Origin of the sequence: Megasphaera elsdenii DSM 20460 (assembly GCF_003010495.1) — a bacterium.
GTDB lineage: Bacteria > Bacillota > Negativicutes > Veillonellales > Megasphaeraceae > Megasphaera > Megasphaera elsdenii.
Genome location: NZ_CP027570.1, coordinates 266,979 through 283,142, shown reverse-complemented (window position 1 = coordinate 283,142; position 16,164 = coordinate 266,979). Strand labels below are relative to the sequence as shown.

12 protein-coding genes are annotated in these 16,164 nt (G+C 57.9%); 10 read left to right on the top strand and 2 right to left on the bottom strand.

The features are described 5' to 3' along the window. The first annotated feature begins 15 nt into the window (after window positions 1-15). The 3 genes from C6362_RS01390 (at window position 16) to C6362_RS01380 (ending at window position 5,892) form a co-directional block, all read left to right on the top strand. Window positions 16-3,450, top strand: a complete 3,435-nt coding sequence (locus C6362_RS01390; protein WP_014014983.1) for a pyruvate carboxylase — start codon at window positions 16-18, stop codon at window positions 3,448-3,450. 150 nt (window positions 3,451-3,600) lie between these two features. Next, on the top strand, window positions 3,601-4,272 hold the full coding sequence (locus C6362_RS01385; protein WP_014014982.1) for a 2Fe-2S iron-sulfur cluster-binding protein: 672 nt from the start codon (window positions 3,601-3,603) through the stop codon (window positions 4,270-4,272). A gap of 9 nt (window positions 4,273-4,281) precedes the next feature. Further along, window positions 4,282-5,892, top strand: a complete 1,611-nt coding sequence (locus C6362_RS01380; RefSeq protein WP_014014981.1) for an FAD-dependent oxidoreductase — start codon at window positions 4,282-4,284, stop codon at window positions 5,890-5,892. Window positions 5,893-5,899: 7 nt separating this feature from the next. Here C6362_RS01380 and C6362_RS01375 read toward each other — a convergent pair whose 3' ends face one another. Then, a complete protein-coding gene (locus C6362_RS01375) occupies window positions 5,900-7,114 on the bottom strand; it encodes an MFS transporter (protein WP_014014980.1) in 1,215 nt (404 codons plus the stop codon). Window positions 7,115-7,228: 114 nt separating this feature from the next. Between C6362_RS01375 and C6362_RS01370 the strand changes: the two genes are divergently transcribed. From C6362_RS01370 to C6362_RS01340, 7 genes are read left to right on the top strand one after another with little or no spacing between them, the layout of a single operon-like run. Further along, a complete protein-coding gene (locus C6362_RS01370; RefSeq protein WP_014014979.1) occupies window positions 7,229-8,161 on the top strand; it encodes an ABC transporter permease in 933 nt (310 codons plus the stop codon). A 2-nt stretch (window positions 8,162-8,163) separates the two neighbouring features. Next, on the top strand, window positions 8,164-9,066 hold the full coding sequence (locus C6362_RS01365) for an ABC transporter permease (RefSeq protein WP_014014978.1): 903 nt from the start codon (window positions 8,164-8,166) through the stop codon (window positions 9,064-9,066). Then, a complete protein-coding gene (locus C6362_RS01360; protein ID WP_014014977.1) occupies window positions 9,066-10,058 on the top strand; it encodes an ABC transporter ATP-binding protein in 993 nt (330 codons plus the stop codon). Before C6362_RS01365 ends, C6362_RS01360 begins: the two co-directional genes overlap by 1 nt. Beyond that, on the top strand, window positions 10,055-11,023 hold the full coding sequence (locus tag C6362_RS01355) for an ABC transporter ATP-binding protein (RefSeq protein WP_014014976.1): 969 nt from the start codon (window positions 10,055-10,057) through the stop codon (window positions 11,021-11,023). The genes C6362_RS01360 and C6362_RS01355 overlap by 4 nt, the downstream gene beginning before the upstream one ends. Beyond that, complete coding sequence (locus C6362_RS01350) at window positions 11,020-12,612, top strand: peptide ABC transporter substrate-binding protein (RefSeq protein WP_014014975.1); 1,593 nt, start codon at window positions 11,020-11,022, stop codon at window positions 12,610-12,612. Before C6362_RS01355 ends, C6362_RS01350 begins: the two co-directional genes overlap by 4 nt. 4 nt (window positions 12,613-12,616) lie before the next feature. After that, window positions 12,617-13,546, top strand: a complete 930-nt coding sequence (locus C6362_RS01345; RefSeq protein ID WP_014014974.1) for a S66 peptidase family protein — start codon at window positions 12,617-12,619, stop codon at window positions 13,544-13,546. A gap of 20 nt (window positions 13,547-13,566) precedes the next feature. Continuing rightward, complete coding sequence (locus tag C6362_RS01340; protein ID WP_014014973.1) at window positions 13,567-14,703, top strand: amidohydrolase; 1,137 nt, start codon at window positions 13,567-13,569, stop codon at window positions 14,701-14,703. Here the strand turns inward: C6362_RS01340 and C6362_RS01335 are convergent, their stop codons facing one another. Further along, a complete protein-coding gene (locus C6362_RS01335; protein ID WP_014014972.1) occupies window positions 14,704-16,059 on the bottom strand; it encodes an aspartate aminotransferase family protein in 1,356 nt (451 codons plus the stop codon). Between the last annotated feature and the right edge of the window lie 105 nt (window positions 16,060-16,164).

The window sequence follows — 16,164 nt, the reverse complement described above, 5'->3', positions numbered from 1 at the left end:
CAGGAGGGTATTTTCATGAAAAAAATTCGTTCGGTTTTAGTTGCCAACCGCGGAGAAATCGCTATTCGTGTTTTCCGGGCTTGTAATGAACTGGGAATCCGTACCGTAGCTATTTATTCCAAAGAAGATTCGCTGTCCCTGCACCGTTTCCGTGCAGATGAATCGTATCTCGTCGGTGAAGGCAAAAAACCGGTAGATGCATATTTAGATATTGAAGATATTATCCGCATTGCTCATGAACATGACGTCGATGCCATCCATCCGGGCTACGGCTTCTTGTCTGAAAATGCGGACCTGGCCAAACGCTGTGAAGAAGAAGGCATTATCTTCATCGGTCCTAAAGTCGAACACCTCATCATGTTCGGCGATAAGATCAATGCCCGCATCCAGGCGAAGAAGGCCGGTATCCAGTACATCCCCGGCAGCGACGGCCCGGTCATGAACTATGCAGAAGTCGAAAAATTTGCCAAACAGGTCGGCTTCCCGATCATGCTGAAAGCTGTCAACGGCGGCGGTGGCCGCGGTATGCGTATGGTCGACCGCATGGCTGATCTCCGCGATGCCTACGACCGTGCTAAATCGGAAGCCAAACTGGCTTTTGGCAGCGATGAAATTTATTTGGAAAAATGCATCGTCAATCCGAAACACGTCGAAGTCCAGATCATGGGCGACGAACACGGCAATGTCATCCACCTCTTTGAACGCGACTGCTCCATCCAGCGCCGTCACCAGAAAGTCGTCGAAACGGCTCCGGCTTCGGCCCTGCCTGTCGAATTGCGCCAGAAGATCTGCAACGCAGCCTTGAAATTGATGAAGAACGTCCATTACGTCAATGCCGGTACTGTCGAATTTCTGGTCACGCCGGACGGTGAATTTTACTTCATCGAAGTCAACCCGCGCGTACAGGTCGAACATACCGTCACGGAAATGATTACGGGCATCGACATCGTACAGACCCAGATCAAAGTCGCTGAAGGCTATGCCCTGGACAGCGATGAAATCGGCATCAAATCCCAGGACGACGTCCGCTGCCTGGGCGATGCCATCCAGTGCCGTATCACGACAGAAGACCCGATGAACAACTTCATGCCTGATTCGGGCAAGATCATGGTATACCGCAGCGGCGGCGGCTTCGGCGTCCGCCTCGACAGCGGCAATGCCTATACCGGCGCCATCATCACGCCGTACTACGATTCGCTGCTGGTCAAGACGACGACTTATGGCCTGACCCATAAAGAAGCAGCCCAAAAGATGCTCCGCGTCCTCAAGGAATTCCGTATCCGCGGCGTCAAGACCAACATCGGCTTCTTGATCAACGTCCTCAAGAGTCCGGAATTTATCGCTGGTACGTACAACGTCAACTTCATCGATGACCATCCGGAACTGTTCAACCTGCCCGTCGTCCAGGACCGTGGCACGAAGCTCCTCAAATATATCGGCGATACGACCATCAATGGCTATGCCGACGCCGGCCATCAGGATAAACCGGCTTTTGAAGCCTTGGAACTGCCGACACCTGTCGAAGGCGCTTATCCGGACGGGACGAAACAGAAATTCGATGCCATGGGACCGGAAAAATTCTCCCAGTGGATCAAGGAACAGCCGAAGGTCTTCTTCACCGATACGACCATGCGCGACGCCCATCAGTCCCTGTTCGCTACGCGCGTCCGTTCCATCGATATGCTCCGCGTCCTGGAAACGGCTTCCAAGAAACTTCCGAATCTCTTCTCCTATGAATGTTGGGGCGGCGCTACCTTCGACGTAGCTTATCGCTTCCTCTATGAAGACCCTTGGGTCCGCCTGCGCCAGATGCGCAAGAAAGCGCCGAACATCCTCTTGCAGATGCTCGTCCGCGGCGCCAATGCCGTCGGCTATACGAGCTATCCCGACAACGTCGTCAAGAACTTCATCGACTTGTCGGCTAAGAACGGCATCGACGTCTTCCGCGTCTTCGACAGCCTCAACAGCTTGGACAACATGTACGGCACCATCCAGGCCGTCCGGGAAAACAACAAACTGGCCGAAGTCGCCCTGTGCTACACGGGTGATATCCTCGACCCGTCCCGGGATAAATACGATTTGAAATACTACGTCAACATGGCGAAAGAATTGCAGAACGCCGGCGCCAACATCATCGCCATCAAGGATATGGCCGGCCTCTTGAAACCGGAAGCGGCATACCGCTTGGTATCGGCCTTGAAAGATGCCGTCGACCTGCCAATCCATCTCCATACCCATGACGGTTCGGGCAATGCCATCTACACGTATAACCGCGCTATCGACGCCGGTGTCGACATCGTCGACGTCGCTTATTCCGCTTTTGCCGGCGGCACGAGCCAGCCGAGCATGAGCACCTTGTACTACGCCTTGAGCGGCAAGGACCGCCAGCCGGACCTCGACGTCGATGCCATGGAAGAACTATCCCGTTACTGGGCTACGGTCCGTCCGTACTACAAAGGCGTCGACAAAGCCGATGCTTATCCGAATACGGAAGTCTACCAGCATGAAATGCCGGGCGGCCAGTTCTCCAACCTGCGCCAGCAGGCGAAAGCCGTCGGCCTCGGTGACCGCTGGAATGAAATCAAGAAGATGTACCACACGGTCAGCATGATGTTCGGCGACATCATCAAAGTTACGCCGTCGTCGAAAGTCGTCGGCGACATGGCCTTGTTCATGGTTCAGAACAACCTGACCGAACAGGACGTTTACGATAAAGGCGACGTCCTCGACTTCCCGCAGTCCGTCGTCGAATTTTTCGAAGGCCGCATCGGTATTCCTTACCAGGGCTTCCCGGAAAAACTCCAGAAGATCGTCCTGAAAGGCAAGAAACCCTTGACGGAACGCCCGGGCAAGAGCCTGCCTCCTGTCGATTTCGAAGCGATCCGCCAGAAACTGACCGATGCCGGCTATAAGCACGAAGATGAAGACATCAACGCCTACTGCCAGTATCCGAAAGTCTTCAAGGACTTCAACGAAACGGTCAAGAAATACGGCGATGTCAGCGTTCTCGATACGCCGACGTTCTTCTTCGGCATGAAGAAAAACGAAGAAGTCCACGTTGAAATCGAAGAAGGGAAGGACCTCATCATCACCCTCATCAACATCAGTGATCCTGATGACAGCGGCGTCCGCACCATTACCTTCATGTTCAACGGCGCCGAACGTGAAATCCAGGTCCAGGACAAGAGCGTCGACATGAAGACCGTCACCCGCCGCAAGGCCGATCCGGACAAAGCCGGCGATATCGGGGCTACCTTGTCCGGCTCTGTCGTCAAAGTCCTGGTCACCAAGGGCCAGAAAGTCAAGAAAGGCGAACCGTTAGTCGTTACGGAAGCCATGAAGATGGAAACGACCATTACGTCTCCTATCGACGGTACAGTCGGCGAAATCTATGCTACCAAAGGCCAGGCCATCATCAGTGGCGACTGCCTGTTGGAAGTACTGGAATAATGTTTGAAGTATGATGTTTGATGTTTGAAGTGATGGTTTTAAATTAGCCCCTTCTACATCAAACATCATACTTTCAACGTCAAACTTAAAAAGGGCTTGTCGTGTACGACAAGCCCTTTTGCCATTCATTCACAAAGGAGTTTTCTCATCATGAAAATGGTAACGGTCTATTTATTAGGCAAGAAATTTTCGGTCCCTGAAGATCTGACGATCATGCGGGCCATGGAATATTCCGGCTTCCGCCTCGTCCGGGGCTGCGGCTGCCGCAGCGGGTTCTGCGGGGCCTGTGCCGTCGTCTACCGCCTGCAGGGCCAGACGGAGACCCATTCGGCCCTGGCCTGTCAGACGAAAGTCGAAGACGGCATGTGCGTCGGCCGCCTGGAATCGTTCCCCATCAAGAAGCGGGATTACGATATGGAAGACCTGCCCGTTGCCGGCAACGTCGTCGGCCAGCTCTATCCGGAAATCTACAACTGCATCCATTGCAATGCCTGTACGCGGAACTGCCCTCAAGGCATCCAGGTCATGAAATACATCGCCCTGGCCCAGCGCGGTGACTATGCCGGCTGTGCCAAGGAATCCTTCCGCTGTGTCTGCTGCAATATCTGTGCGGCCAGCTGTCCGGCCAAGATCAGTCACGGTGCCGTCGGCCTCCTGGCGCGGCGCCTCATGGGCAAGTACATCGCCAAGAAGAGCAAGCATCTGGAACAGCGCGTCCAGGCCATCGAGGAAGGCCAGTTCGCAGCCGACGTCCGGCATCTGATGGAAGCCGATGACGCCGAATTGCACCGCTTGTATGAATCGCGGGATATCGAGAAATAGGGGGACACTATGATCTATACAGAAGAAATGCGGGCTTCCCAGGCGCGGGTCGAAGCTACGCGGAATATCCGTTTGTCTGAAGAATTGCCGCGCTTCACGGCTGAAGAAAAGGGGGAACTCCTGCGCCAGTACCACCCGGATTACCATGAAGAAGGTTTTGCCGTCCTCACGGCGGGCCCGAACAAAGGCGATAAAGTGCCGAAAGAACTGGCAGCCCTCCTGCAGGGCAAGAGCCGCATGGATACGGCCGATGTCGACCTGGACCACATCCAGTTCGAGACGGACGTCCTGGTCATCGGCGGCGGCGGTGCCGGTGCCGCGGCGGCTATCGAAGCGGCCCGCCACGGCGCCCGGGTCCTCATGGCGACGAAACTGCGCCTGGGCGATGCCAATACGGGCATGGCTGAAGGCGGCATCCAGGCGGCGGACAAAGAAAACGATTCGCCGGCGGCCCATTATCTCGATGCCATTGGCGGAGGTCATTATAAGAATAAACCGGAACTCTTGGCCGAACTCGTCCTCCACGGGCCGGAAGCCATCCACTGGCTCAGTTCGCTGGGTGTCCTCTTTGACAAGGACAGCGACGGCTCCATGGTCACGACCCACGGCGGCGGCACGTCGCGCAAGCGCATGCATGCCTGCGGCGACTATACCGGTGCCGAAATCATGCGCGTCCTCCGCGATGAAGTGCGCAATGCTGGTGTCGACGTCGTCGAATATTCGCCGGCTGTCGAACTCCTCCTCGATGGGGAAGGGCAGGCGGCCGGTGCCGTCCTCTACGACTTCGATACGCACGAATACCACGTCGTCCGGGCCAAGAGCGTCATCATAGCCACGGGCGGTGCCGGGCGCCTCCATTATCAGGGCTTCCCCACGTCCAACCACTACGGCTCGACGGCAGACGGCCTGGTCATGGCCTATCGCGCCGGCGTGCCCCTCATCTATGCCGATGCCATCCAGTATCATCCGACCGGGGCGGCTTACCCGCCGCAGATCTACGGGGCCTTGGTGACGGAAAAGGTCCGCTCCCTGGGAGCCATGCTGGTCAATAAGAACGGCGAAGCCTTCCTCCATCCCTTGGAAACGCGTGATGTCGTAGCGGCAGCCATCATCCGCGAATGTCAGGAACGGGACAAGGGCATCTACGCCCTCCACGGTCCGGCTGTCTGGCTCGATACGCCCATGGTCGACCTCATCAATGGCGAAGGGACCATGGAAAAACGCCTGCCGGCCATGATCCACATGTACGAAAAATTCGGCATCGATATCCGCAAGCAGCCTATCCTGGTCTATCCGACCCTGCACTACCAGAACGGCGGTATCTGCATCGGTGCCAAGAGTGAAACGAAGATCCCCGGCCTCTATGCAGCTGGCGAGGATGTCGGCGGCATCCACGGGACGAACCGCCTCATGGGCAACAGCCTCCTGGACATCATCGTCTTCGGCCGCATTGCCGGCATGGAAGCGGCTTCTTACAGCCAGACGGCCCAGCCCGGCAAGGGGACCCTCGACCACGTCCGCCGTTTTGACCAGGAACGGGAAGCAGCTGGGATACACGACGATATCTTGTCGCCGAAGCTACTGCCCAATTACACCCATAACCGCGGCACGCGGGGCTGAGCCCGTCCTAGGCTTCGTGGAGCTGGCGGGCTTTGCGCTGGACGGCGAGGCTGATGAAGAGCAGCAGGGCGCCGGCGGCCAAGAAGACGTATTTCATGCCCAGGAAGGTGGCGATGACGCCGCCCAGGATGGGACCGCCCATGGCGCCGATCTGCTGGGCTGAGAACATGAGGCCGAAGACGCGGCCTTTGATGCTGGCACTGGTCTTTTCGGCTAAAATGGCGTTGATCGACGGATAGATACCGGAGAAGAAGAGGCCGATGGCGAACTGGCTGGCGGCAAAGGTGTACAGCGTGTCCGGGAGGGCCTGGACGAAGAAGAAAATCCCCGCCAGGACCAGGGACAATCGCAGGGCCTTGACGAAGCCGTGATGCTGGCCGAAGCGGCCCCACAGCGGCGCCGTGATGGCGCTGGAAAAACCGCTCATCGAGAAGATGAGGCCGGAAATGAAGACCAGGTTGTCCAAGTCGCCGGCCAGGTGGGAAATGTACGTCGTCAAGATGGGCTGGACGATGAGGATGACGACCTGGACCAGGGCGGCACTGACCAGCATCAGGCGGATGACGGGAATCTTCCAGAGACTGACCTTATCCCCTTCGCTGTCGGCGGCGCTGTCTGCGCCGGCTGTATCCGTCGGCGGTTCCTTGATGAAGAAGACCAGGACGATGAAGTTCAGGAACAGGGCGGCTGCGGCCAGGAAGAAGGACATGCGCATGCCGAAGACTTCGGCCAGGATACCGCCGAAGAGGGGGCCGATGATGCCGCCTGCCGTCAGGGCGCCCTGCATGATGCCCAGGCAGATGCCCAGTTTCTTCGGCGGCGCATAAATGGTCATGATGGCCAGTTCCATCGGCCACAGGCCCGAGGCGAAGCCCTGGAACATGCGCATGAAGGTCAGCTGCAGCGGCGACGTGACGATGCCGCCGAGGAAGTAGCTGATCGATAAGAGCAGGCTGGCCCGGATGGCCATGAGCCGCTTGCCCCGCCGGTCGGCCATGCGCCCCCAGATAGGTGCCATGACGGCGCTGACCAGGAAGGTCGATGAAAAGACGACGCCTGACCAGATATTGACGGAAGCGGCATCGACGCCTAATTCCCGGGTCAGATACATGGGCAGGAAGGGGATGAGCATGGTATAGCTCGAAGACATGAAGATGACATTGCAGGTTAGAATGGCTAAACAGAATTTCCAGTTCACATCGATCACCTTTCTCGTGTTCATTGTTAACGTGCTAACTTCTTATTATACGCCGCCTTTTTAGGGATTACAACTTGTCATGACAGAAGGGGAGCCTTATAATGAATAGTATCTATGTTGGAAAGGAAGGAACCTGAATTGGCCATTTACCTTGCAAAGCGCCTCCTCGGCGCCTGTGTCGTCTTATGGGCGATCATTACCATTACCTTTGGCCTCATGCACGCCATCCCGGGCGGTCCCTTTACCCAGGAAAAAAAGCTGCCGCCGGCCGTCATGGCGACCGTCGAAGCCCGATATCACCTCGACGAACCCTTGTGGTCCCAGTATGTCGACTACGTCCGCCATGCGGCCGTCCTCGATTTGGGCCCGTCTTATAAGTATCCCGGCAAGACCGTCAACGATATCATTGCCGAAACCTTCCCCGTGTCGGCTCAGCTGGGGATTATCAGCCTGCTCCTGGCCATCGGCGCCGGCGTCCTGGCCGGCATGGCGGCGGCCTGGTACAAGAATACCTGGATAGACTATGCCATGATGATCGGCGCCACGCTGGGCGTCTCCGTACCCAGTTTCATCCTGGCGGCCGTCCTCATCCAGCTCTTCGCCTTTACCTGGCCCATCCTGCCGGCGGCGTTGTGGAAGGGGCCGGCTTACGTCATCCTGCCGGCCCTGGCCCTGGCAGCCCAGCCGACGGCCTTCATCATGCGCCTGACCCGGTCGAGCCTGCTCGATGCCCTGGGACAGGACTATATCCGCACGGCCCGGTCGCGGGGCATCGGCACGCGGTCCCTCATCTGCCGCCATGCTTTGCGCAACGCCCTGCTGCCCGTCGTCAGCTACATCGGCCCTTTGGCGGCGGCTCTCTTGACGGGGAGCTTCATCGTCGAGACGATCTTTGCCATTCCCGGCCTGGGGCGCCACTTCGTCACCAGTATCTATAACCGCGACTATACGGTCATTTTGGGCATTACGATTTTTTACAGTTTCCTCATTATGATGATGAATCTGCTCATCGATGTCATTTATCCGCTCTTGGACCCGCGGATTACCATAGATGGAAAGAAGGAGGGATGATGATGGATTTTACACCGCTTACGGCTGCGGACCGGACGGAACCGTATGTACCGCCGCAGACCCTGCGCGACCGGGGCTGGCGGCAGATGAAGAAGAACCGCCTGGCTTTATGGGGCCTGGCCATCGTCGTCATCATGAGCATCCTGGCCATTGCCGGTCCCTGGCTGGCACCGTATACCTATGCCGACCAGGATTTGACGGCTGCCAATGCCTGGCCGTCGGCTGCCCATTGGTTCGGCACCGATTCGTTGGGCCGGGATCTCCTGGTCCGCGTCCTCTATGGCGCCCGCATTTCCTTGTCCATCGGCCTCGTGGCCAGCTTGATCAACGTCTTCATCGGCGTCATCTACGGCGGCATTGCCGGCCTGGCTGGCGGTCGGACGGACCAGATCATGATGCACATTGTCGATATCCTCTATTCCATTCCCATGCTGCTCTATGTCATCTTGCTCATGGTCGTCTTTAAACCGGGCCTGCTCAATATCTACCTGGCCTTGGGCATTGCCTACTGGCTCAACATGGCCCGCATCGTCCGCGGCCAGATTCTCAGCCTGAAGCAGCAGGAATACGTCATGGCCGCCCGGTCCTGCGGGACGTCGACGTGGCACATCCTCTGCCGCCACATGATCCCCAACTGCGTCGGGCCGATCATCGTCACCCTGACCTTGTCCATTCCCGATGCCATTTTTACGGAAGCCTTTTTGAGCTTCATCGGCCTCGGCGTCTCGGCGCCCATGGCCAGCTGGGGTGTCCTGGCGTCTGAAGGTATCAACAGTATGCGTTCCTTCCCGTTCCAGCTCGTCTTTCCGGCCCTGGCCCTGTGCATTACCATGCTGGGCTTCATGTTCCTCGGCGACGGCCTGCGCGACGCCTTGGATCCGCAGAATCAGAAGGAGGGACGCTGATGCAAGCACTCTTAGAGGTTCGCCATTTAACCATTTTTTTCCATACCTACCGGGGCCTGCTGGAAGCCATCCATGACGTGTCGCTCACAGTCAATCCCGGCGAAACCGTCGGCATCGTCGGCGAGTCGGGCTGCGGCAAATCCGTCACATCCCAGGCGGCCATGAAATTGCTGCCGGCAGAAGCGACGGAATATACGAGCGGCCAGATTCTCTGGGATGGCCGCGACGTCATCCCCTTGTCGGAACAGAAGATGAACCACCTGCGCGGCCGCGACATGGCCATGATCTTCCAGGACCCCATGACGTCGCTCAATCCCGTCCTGACCATCGGGACCCAGCTCTGCGAGGGCATTGCCCTGCACCAGCACCTGGGGCGCAAAGCCTGCCAGGCCAAGGCCCTGGAACTGCTCAAAGCCGTCGGCCTGACGTCGCCGGAAAAGCGGCTCCACCAGTATCCCCATGAATTATCGGGCGGCATGCGCCAGCGCTGTCTCATCGCCATGGCTCTGTCCTGTTCGCCGCGGCTCCTCTTTGCTGACGAACCGACGACGGCCCTCGACGTGACGACCGAAGCCCAGGTCCTGGATGTCCTCAAGCGCCTCCAGGCCGAATTGGGCATGGCCGTCGTCCTCATCTCCCATAATCTCGGCGTCATCGCCCAGATGTGCCGCCGCATTTACGTCATGTATGCCGGCGTCGTCGTCGAAGAGGGGACGGCAGACGATATCTTTTATCGTCCGGCCCATCCCTATACGAAGGGCCTCTTGGCGTCTCTGCCGGATCCATCCCAGAAAGACAAGGCCCTGACCGGGATTCCCGGCCAGGCACCGGACTTATTCCACATGCCCCAGGGCTGCCGCTTCTATCCGCGCTGCCCCCGGGCCATGAAAGCCTGCATGGAAGCGGCCCCGCCGCGGGAAGAAGCCGGGCCGGGCCATTACTACCGGTGCTGGCTGGCCCAGGCCGCAGCGGCAAAGGAGGCATTGCCATGACCCTCATTGAAGCAAAACATATTAGCAAGGATTTCGTCGTCCAGCGGGACTGGCTGGGCCGGCCGAAAAAGGTCCTGACCGCCGTCCACGATTTGTCCCTGACCATCGGCGAAGGGGAGACGGTCGGCCTCGTCGGCGAATCGGGCTGCGGCAAGTCGACCTTCGCCCGGACTTTGCTGGGCTTATACGCCAAGACGGGCGGCACTATTTCTTATAAGGGGAAAGATGTCTCTGACGCCGCCGTCGGCCGCGATTATCGCCGCCATGTCCAGATGATTTTCCAGGACCCCTATGCTTCGCTGGACCCGCGCATGACCGTCGAAGATATCATCAGCGAGCCTTTGCGCAACTATCACCTCTGTGCCGATGACGGCCAGCGGCGCCAGCGCGTGGCGTCCTTACTGAAACAAGTCGACATGCGGCCTGAAGCGGCTCAGCGTTATCCCCATGAGTTCAGCGGCGGCCAGCGCCAGCGCATCGGCATTGCCCGGGCTCTGGCCGTCGATCCGGAATGTGTCTTTTGTGATGAACCCATTTCGGCCCTCGACGTATCCGTCCAGGTCCAGATCGTCAACATGATGCAGCGCTTGCAGCAGGAACGGGGCCTGTCCTATTTGTTCATCGCCCACGACCTGGCCATGGTCCATCACATGAGCCGCCGCATGGGCGTCATGTATTTAGGGCGCCTCGTCGAACTGGGGCCGGGCGACGCTGTCTTTCACGACCCGCTCCATCCCTATACGCAGATGCTCATCGCCTCTGTACCCCGGCCGGACCCGCATTACCAGCGCCGGACCATTGTCTGCGGCGAAGTACCGAGCCCCCTTGATTTGCCGAAAGGCTGCGTCTTCCATCCGCGCTGTCCCTATGCCGATGAAGTCTGCCGCCTTGATGTGCCTCATTTCCGTCAGGTCACAGACGACCGCTTCGTCGCCTGTCACCATGCGAGAGGAGGCAGACGATGAAAAAGTTATGCTTGCTCCTGACCTGTCTGCTGGTGGTCGTCCTGTTCAGTGGCTGCGGCATCCAGCATCCCGATACGGTCAGCTATGTCCTGGAAGCGGAACCGTCGCGGCTGGACCCGGCCATGACGACGGCTCTCGTCGAAAGCAATACGGAATTGCAGATTTTTGAAGGCCTGACCCGCCTCGATGATGACGATGTCCCTCAGCCGGCCCTGGCCGAAAGCTGGGACATTTCACCCGATGGCAAGACCTATACCTTCCACCTGCGTCCAGGCATCGAATGGAGCGATGGCACGCCGATTACGGCAGGCGACCTGGAATATTCCTGGAAGCGCGTCGTCGATCCTGACGTGGCTTCGGAAAATGCCTATATGCTCTTTTGCATCGACAAGGCCGAAGACTATTTCAACAAGAAAGCCTCAGCCGATGAAGTCGGCGTCAAAGCCGTCGATGACCAGACCCTGGTCGTCCATCTGAAAGAACCGACGCCATATTTTCTCAACCTGACGGCTTTCCACTGTTATTATCCCGTGCCGCGCCAGCTCGTCGAAGCCAAGCCCAATACGTGGGCTGCCGATGCCGACGGCATGATCTGCAATGGCCCTTATAAAATCGTATCCTGGAACCATTCCAGCGAAATCAAGCTGGTCAAGAACGACCGCTATTGGGATGCCGATTCGGTCATCCTGGACCACATCGACTTCCCCATCAGTGACTCCCAGGCGACACGCCTGACCCTGGTCGAAAGCAATCAGGCCAATATGACTGTCGAACCGCCGCCGGCTGACCAGGAACGGCTGGAAAAGCTGGGCCTCTATAAGATCGCCCCTTATCTCGGTGCCTATTATTACGTCTTCAATGTCCAGAAAAAGCCCTTTGACGACGTCCGCGTCCGCAAAGCCTTTGCCCTGGCCGTCCAGCGGGAAAGCCTGATGAAGTACATCGTCCGCGGCGAAAAGGAAGCGGCTTATGCCTGGGTCCCGCCGGGACTGAAGAATAAGGCCACAGGCCGCGATTTCCGTAAGGAAGGGGGCAGCCTCATCAGCGAGGACCCGGCTAAAGCCCGGCAGTTCTTGAAAGAAGCCGGTTACGACGACTCGCATCCTCTGCCGGAAGTGACGCTCCTCTTCAACACCAATGAAATGCACAAGGCCGTCGCCGAAGCGTTGCAGGCCATGTGGAAAGAAAATCTCGGCGTCGACGTCCATATCACCAACCAGGAATCGAAAGTCTTCATGGCCACTCGTGCCCAAGGCGACTATCAGCTGGCCCGGGCTTCGTGGATCGCCGACTACATCGACCCAATGACCTTCCTCGACGTCTTTGCCGATGAGGAAAATGACGCCCAGTATCACAATCCGGCGTACAACGCCCTCATTGCCAAGGCGAAAGCCAGCAACGACGAAGCCCAGCGCATGGCCTATCTCCATGAAGCCGAGCAGATGCTTTTCGATGACTGCGTCATCATCCCTTTGTATTACACGACGCAGCCCTATGTAGTCCAGCCGTACATCAAAGGCTATCACTGGTCGCCGCTGGGACTGGTCGACTTCAAGAAAGCCTATATCGATGAAACAGAAAGGAAGTAGCCTTATGGAGTATACCTATGCAGTCCCCTTACAGCCTGGCGACACTATCGCCGTCGTCGCCCCGTCTTCGACCCTGGCCGGCGCCGATGTGACCAAGGGCCTCGTCTTTCTGCGCTCTCTCGGCTATGAATTGAAAATCGGGAAATCCGTATCCGCCTTTGACGGCTATCTGGCCGGCCCCGACAGGCTGCGGGCCGCCGATATCAACGACGCCTTTGCCGACGACACCGTCAAGGCCATCGTCTGCCTGCGCGGCGGCTACGGCGCGACGCGCATCCTGCCGCTTTTGGACTATGACCTCATTGCGGCGCACCCGAAACTGTTCGTCGGTTTCAGCGACATTACGGCCCTGCATACGGCCTTCCTCCAGCGCTGCGGCTTCTGTCCCATCCACGGGACGATGGTCATGTCCCTCGGACGCGATGCTTCGGAATATACGAAAGAACAGTTCGCCTATGGCCTGCAGCACCCCTATGAAGCGCGGGAATTGCCCTTGCCGCCGGATTGTTCCCCGAAAACGCTCGTTCCCGGTGCCGTCACGGGTCCCCTGGTCGGGGGTAATATGATGCTCCTGTCCGTCCTCATGGGCACGCCCTATGCCATCGACCCGCCGGCCGGGGCCATCCTCTGCCTGGAAGAAGTCGGTGAAGATGCCTATGCGCTAGACCGCATGCTCTGCCAGTTCGAGGAAGCGGGCCTCATCGACCGCGTCCGGGCCATTGCCTTTGGCGAATTTTATCACTGCGGCCCCGAAGAAAAGGCCCCTTACGAATGGACCGTCAAAGAAGTCCTGCGGGCTTATGCCAAGAAATGGGGCAAGCCGGCTGTCATGGACCTGCCTTTCGGCCACGGTGCCGACAACGCCTGGCTGCCCCTGGGGCAGAGGGCCGGCCTCGAAGCCCGGCTGGACGGCGTGCGCTTTACTTTACTGTAATTTGAATAGGAGAGGATTCCATGGAATATAAAGAATTGAAAGACCAGGCCTGCCACTATGTGGATGAATTGAAGCCGGTCATCTATGGCATTGCCGACGCCCTTCACGACCACCCGGAAACGGGCATGAACGAAGTCTTCGCTTCGACGACGCTGAAAAAAATCTTGCAGGACCACGGCTTTGCCATCGACAATCCCGTCGCCGATGCCTTTCCGACGGCCTTTCACGCTGTCTGCGGCAACGGTCCGTTCCAGATGGGCTTTTTGGCCGAATACGATGCCCTGCCGGAAATCGGCCATGGCTGCGGCCACAACCTCATCGCGGCCATGAGCGTCGGCGCAGCCCTGGCCTTTGCCAAAGCGGCCGGTACGAAGGCGACGGTCCATGTCTACGGCTGTCCGGCTGAAGAAACGGTGGGCAGCAAGGTCTATATGAGCGAACACGGCGTCTTCGACGGCCTGGAAGCGGCGGTCATCGTCCATCCCGGTACGGATCAGACGTATATCGGCGGCACGTCTTATGCGACGCACCCCCTGCAGTTCACCTTCCTCGGCAAGGCAGCCCACGTGGCCGATGCCACCTATCACGGCGTCAATGCCCTCGACGCCCTCGTCGATTTCTACGGCCGCCTGAAAGCCTATGAAAAGACCCTGACCGAACGCCATATCATCGGCGCCATCATCACCGAAGGCGGGACGGCTCCCAACATCGTCCCCGACCGGGCCGTCCTCAAAGCGACTATCCGGGCCTTGAAGGTGGAATACCTGGAAGACAAGATGCTGCCGGACATAAAAAAAATCGCCCGTGACGTCGCCGACGCACACGGAGCGAAAGTGGAAATGGTCCATTATGAACCGCTCTATAAAAATATGATCAATGACCCTAAGATGGACGTTTACTTTGCCGACGCCTTCAATCAGCTCTATGAAGAATTTGGCGTTCGCGACGACGATTATGCCGAAGGCTCGACGGACGTAGGCAATGTCAGCCAGGTCACGCGGGTCAGCCAGCCGGAAATCTGCATCGGCTACGACATCAATGCCCATACCAAAGAATTTGCCCAAGCCGCGGGCAGCGACCTGGGCAAGATGCAGGCATTGACGGGCGCCAAGGCCATGGCCAGGGTCGCCCTCGATGTCATGGGAGAGAAGTACTGATTATTTCGTGCAGGTAAGGATAGCCTGTTCCAGGATGTCCAGGCCGGCATCGAGCTGGGCGTCGGTGACGACGAGGGGGCAGAGGAAGCGGATGACATTGTCGTAAATGCCGCAGTTTTCCATGATCAGGCCGTGCTGGGCAGCTTCCTTGATGACGGCTGTGACCAGTTCCGGATAGGGTTCCTTGCCGGCTTTGTCGTGGACAAATTCCAGGCCGAGCATAGCGCCTAAGCCGCGGTAATCGCCGATGACGTCGTATTTCTGTTTCCACTGTTCATAGCGGGCACAGACTTTTTTGCCGATTTCCAGGGCCCGGTCTGCCAAGTGGTCCCGTTCCATGATTTCAATGACTTTCAGAGCCGAAGCGCAGGCCAGGGCGTTGCCGCCGAAGGTACCGCCGATGACGCCGGCCGGGACGGATTCCATGATTTCTTCGCGGGCTACGACGGCGCCGAGGGGAACGCCGCCGCCGATGGATTTGGCCGTAGCGATGATGTCAGGCGGGCAGCCGGCTTCTTTCCAGTATTTCGTAGCCAGCATGCGGCCCGTACGGCACCAGCCGGTCTGGACTTCGTCGGCAATGAGCAGGATGCCGTTGTCGTCGCAGACTTTGCGCAGCGCTTTGATCCAGGGGATAGGAGCCGGGATGAAGCCGCCTTCACCCTGGAGCGGTTCGACGACGATGGCTGCGACGTATTCTGCCGGCGAGGAATACATGAAGACTTCCTTCAGGGAATCCATGTAAAATTCCAGGGCTTCGTCATCGCTCAGGCCTGCCGGTTTGCGGTAGAGATAAGGAAATTCAGCACGGTATACGCCGTCCGGGAAAGGCCCCATGCCGCGGGCGTAGGCTTTTTTTGCCGTCATAGCCATGGTCATGAGCGTGCGGCCGTGGAAGGCGCCGGAGAAGACGATGATATTCGGCCGTTTCGTATAGGCTTTAGCGACTTTGACGGCATTTTCGTCGGCTTCGGCACCGCTGTTGATGAAGAATGACCGCTTTTTATCGCCTTTGACGGGAGCGATGGCATTGAGCTTTTCTGCTAAGGCAACATAGCCTTCGTGGGTGACGATATTGGCCATGGCGTGGAAATAGTTACCGGCCTGGTCCTGGACGGCTTTGACGACTTCCGGCTGAGAATAACCGATGTTCAAGACACCGACGCCACCGACCCAATCGAGGAAATAGTTGCCGTCCACGTCTTCGAACATAGCGCCTTCACCGCGTTTGATGACCGTCGGATAGATGGTGCCGATGGCATCGGGAATGGCCTGACGGCGGCGGGCTAATACGGCAGCGGCTTTCGGGCCGGGAACCGTCTGGGTAACGATTTTCGGTAATTCATCTTTTAACATAATGTCTCCCCCTTATGACAATTAGAATGTAAAATCTTAGGTTAATTTGCTGATACTAAAGAATTTACATAGATAAACTTAAATGATACGTAAATTATACGTTTA

Bases quoted from the DNA above. Each gene is read 5' to 3' on its own strand.
- C6362_RS01390 (WP_014014983.1), top strand. From the start codon at position 16: ATGAAAAAAATTCGTTCGGTTTTAGTTGCCAACCGCGGAGAAATCGCT.
- C6362_RS01385 (WP_014014982.1), top strand. From the start codon at position 3,601: ATGAAAATGGTAACGGTCTATTTATTAGGCAAGAAATTTTCGGTCCCT.
- C6362_RS01380 (WP_014014981.1), top strand. From the start codon at position 4,282: ATGATCTATACAGAAGAAATGCGGGCTTCCCAGGCGCGGGTCGAAGCT.
- C6362_RS01375 (WP_014014980.1), bottom strand. From the start codon at position 7,114: ATGAACACGAGAAAGGTGATCGATGTGAACTGGAAATTCTGTTTAGCC.
- C6362_RS01365 (WP_014014978.1), top strand. From the start codon at position 8,164: ATGGATTTTACACCGCTTACGGCTGCGGACCGGACGGAACCGTATGTA.
- C6362_RS01360 (WP_014014977.1), top strand. From the start codon at position 9,066: ATGCAAGCACTCTTAGAGGTTCGCCATTTAACCATTTTTTTCCATACC.
- C6362_RS01355 (WP_014014976.1), top strand. From the start codon at position 10,055: ATGACCCTCATTGAAGCAAAACATATTAGCAAGGATTTCGTCGTCCAG.
- C6362_RS01350 (WP_014014975.1), top strand. From the start codon at position 11,020: ATGAAAAAGTTATGCTTGCTCCTGACCTGTCTGCTGGTGGTCGTCCTG.
- C6362_RS01345 (WP_014014974.1), top strand. From the start codon at position 12,617: ATGGAGTATACCTATGCAGTCCCCTTACAGCCTGGCGACACTATCGCC.
- C6362_RS01340 (WP_014014973.1), top strand. From the start codon at position 13,567: ATGGAATATAAAGAATTGAAAGACCAGGCCTGCCACTATGTGGATGAA.
- C6362_RS01335 (WP_014014972.1), bottom strand. From the start codon at position 16,059: ATGTTAAAAGATGAATTACCGAAAATCGTTACCCAGACGGTTCCCGGC.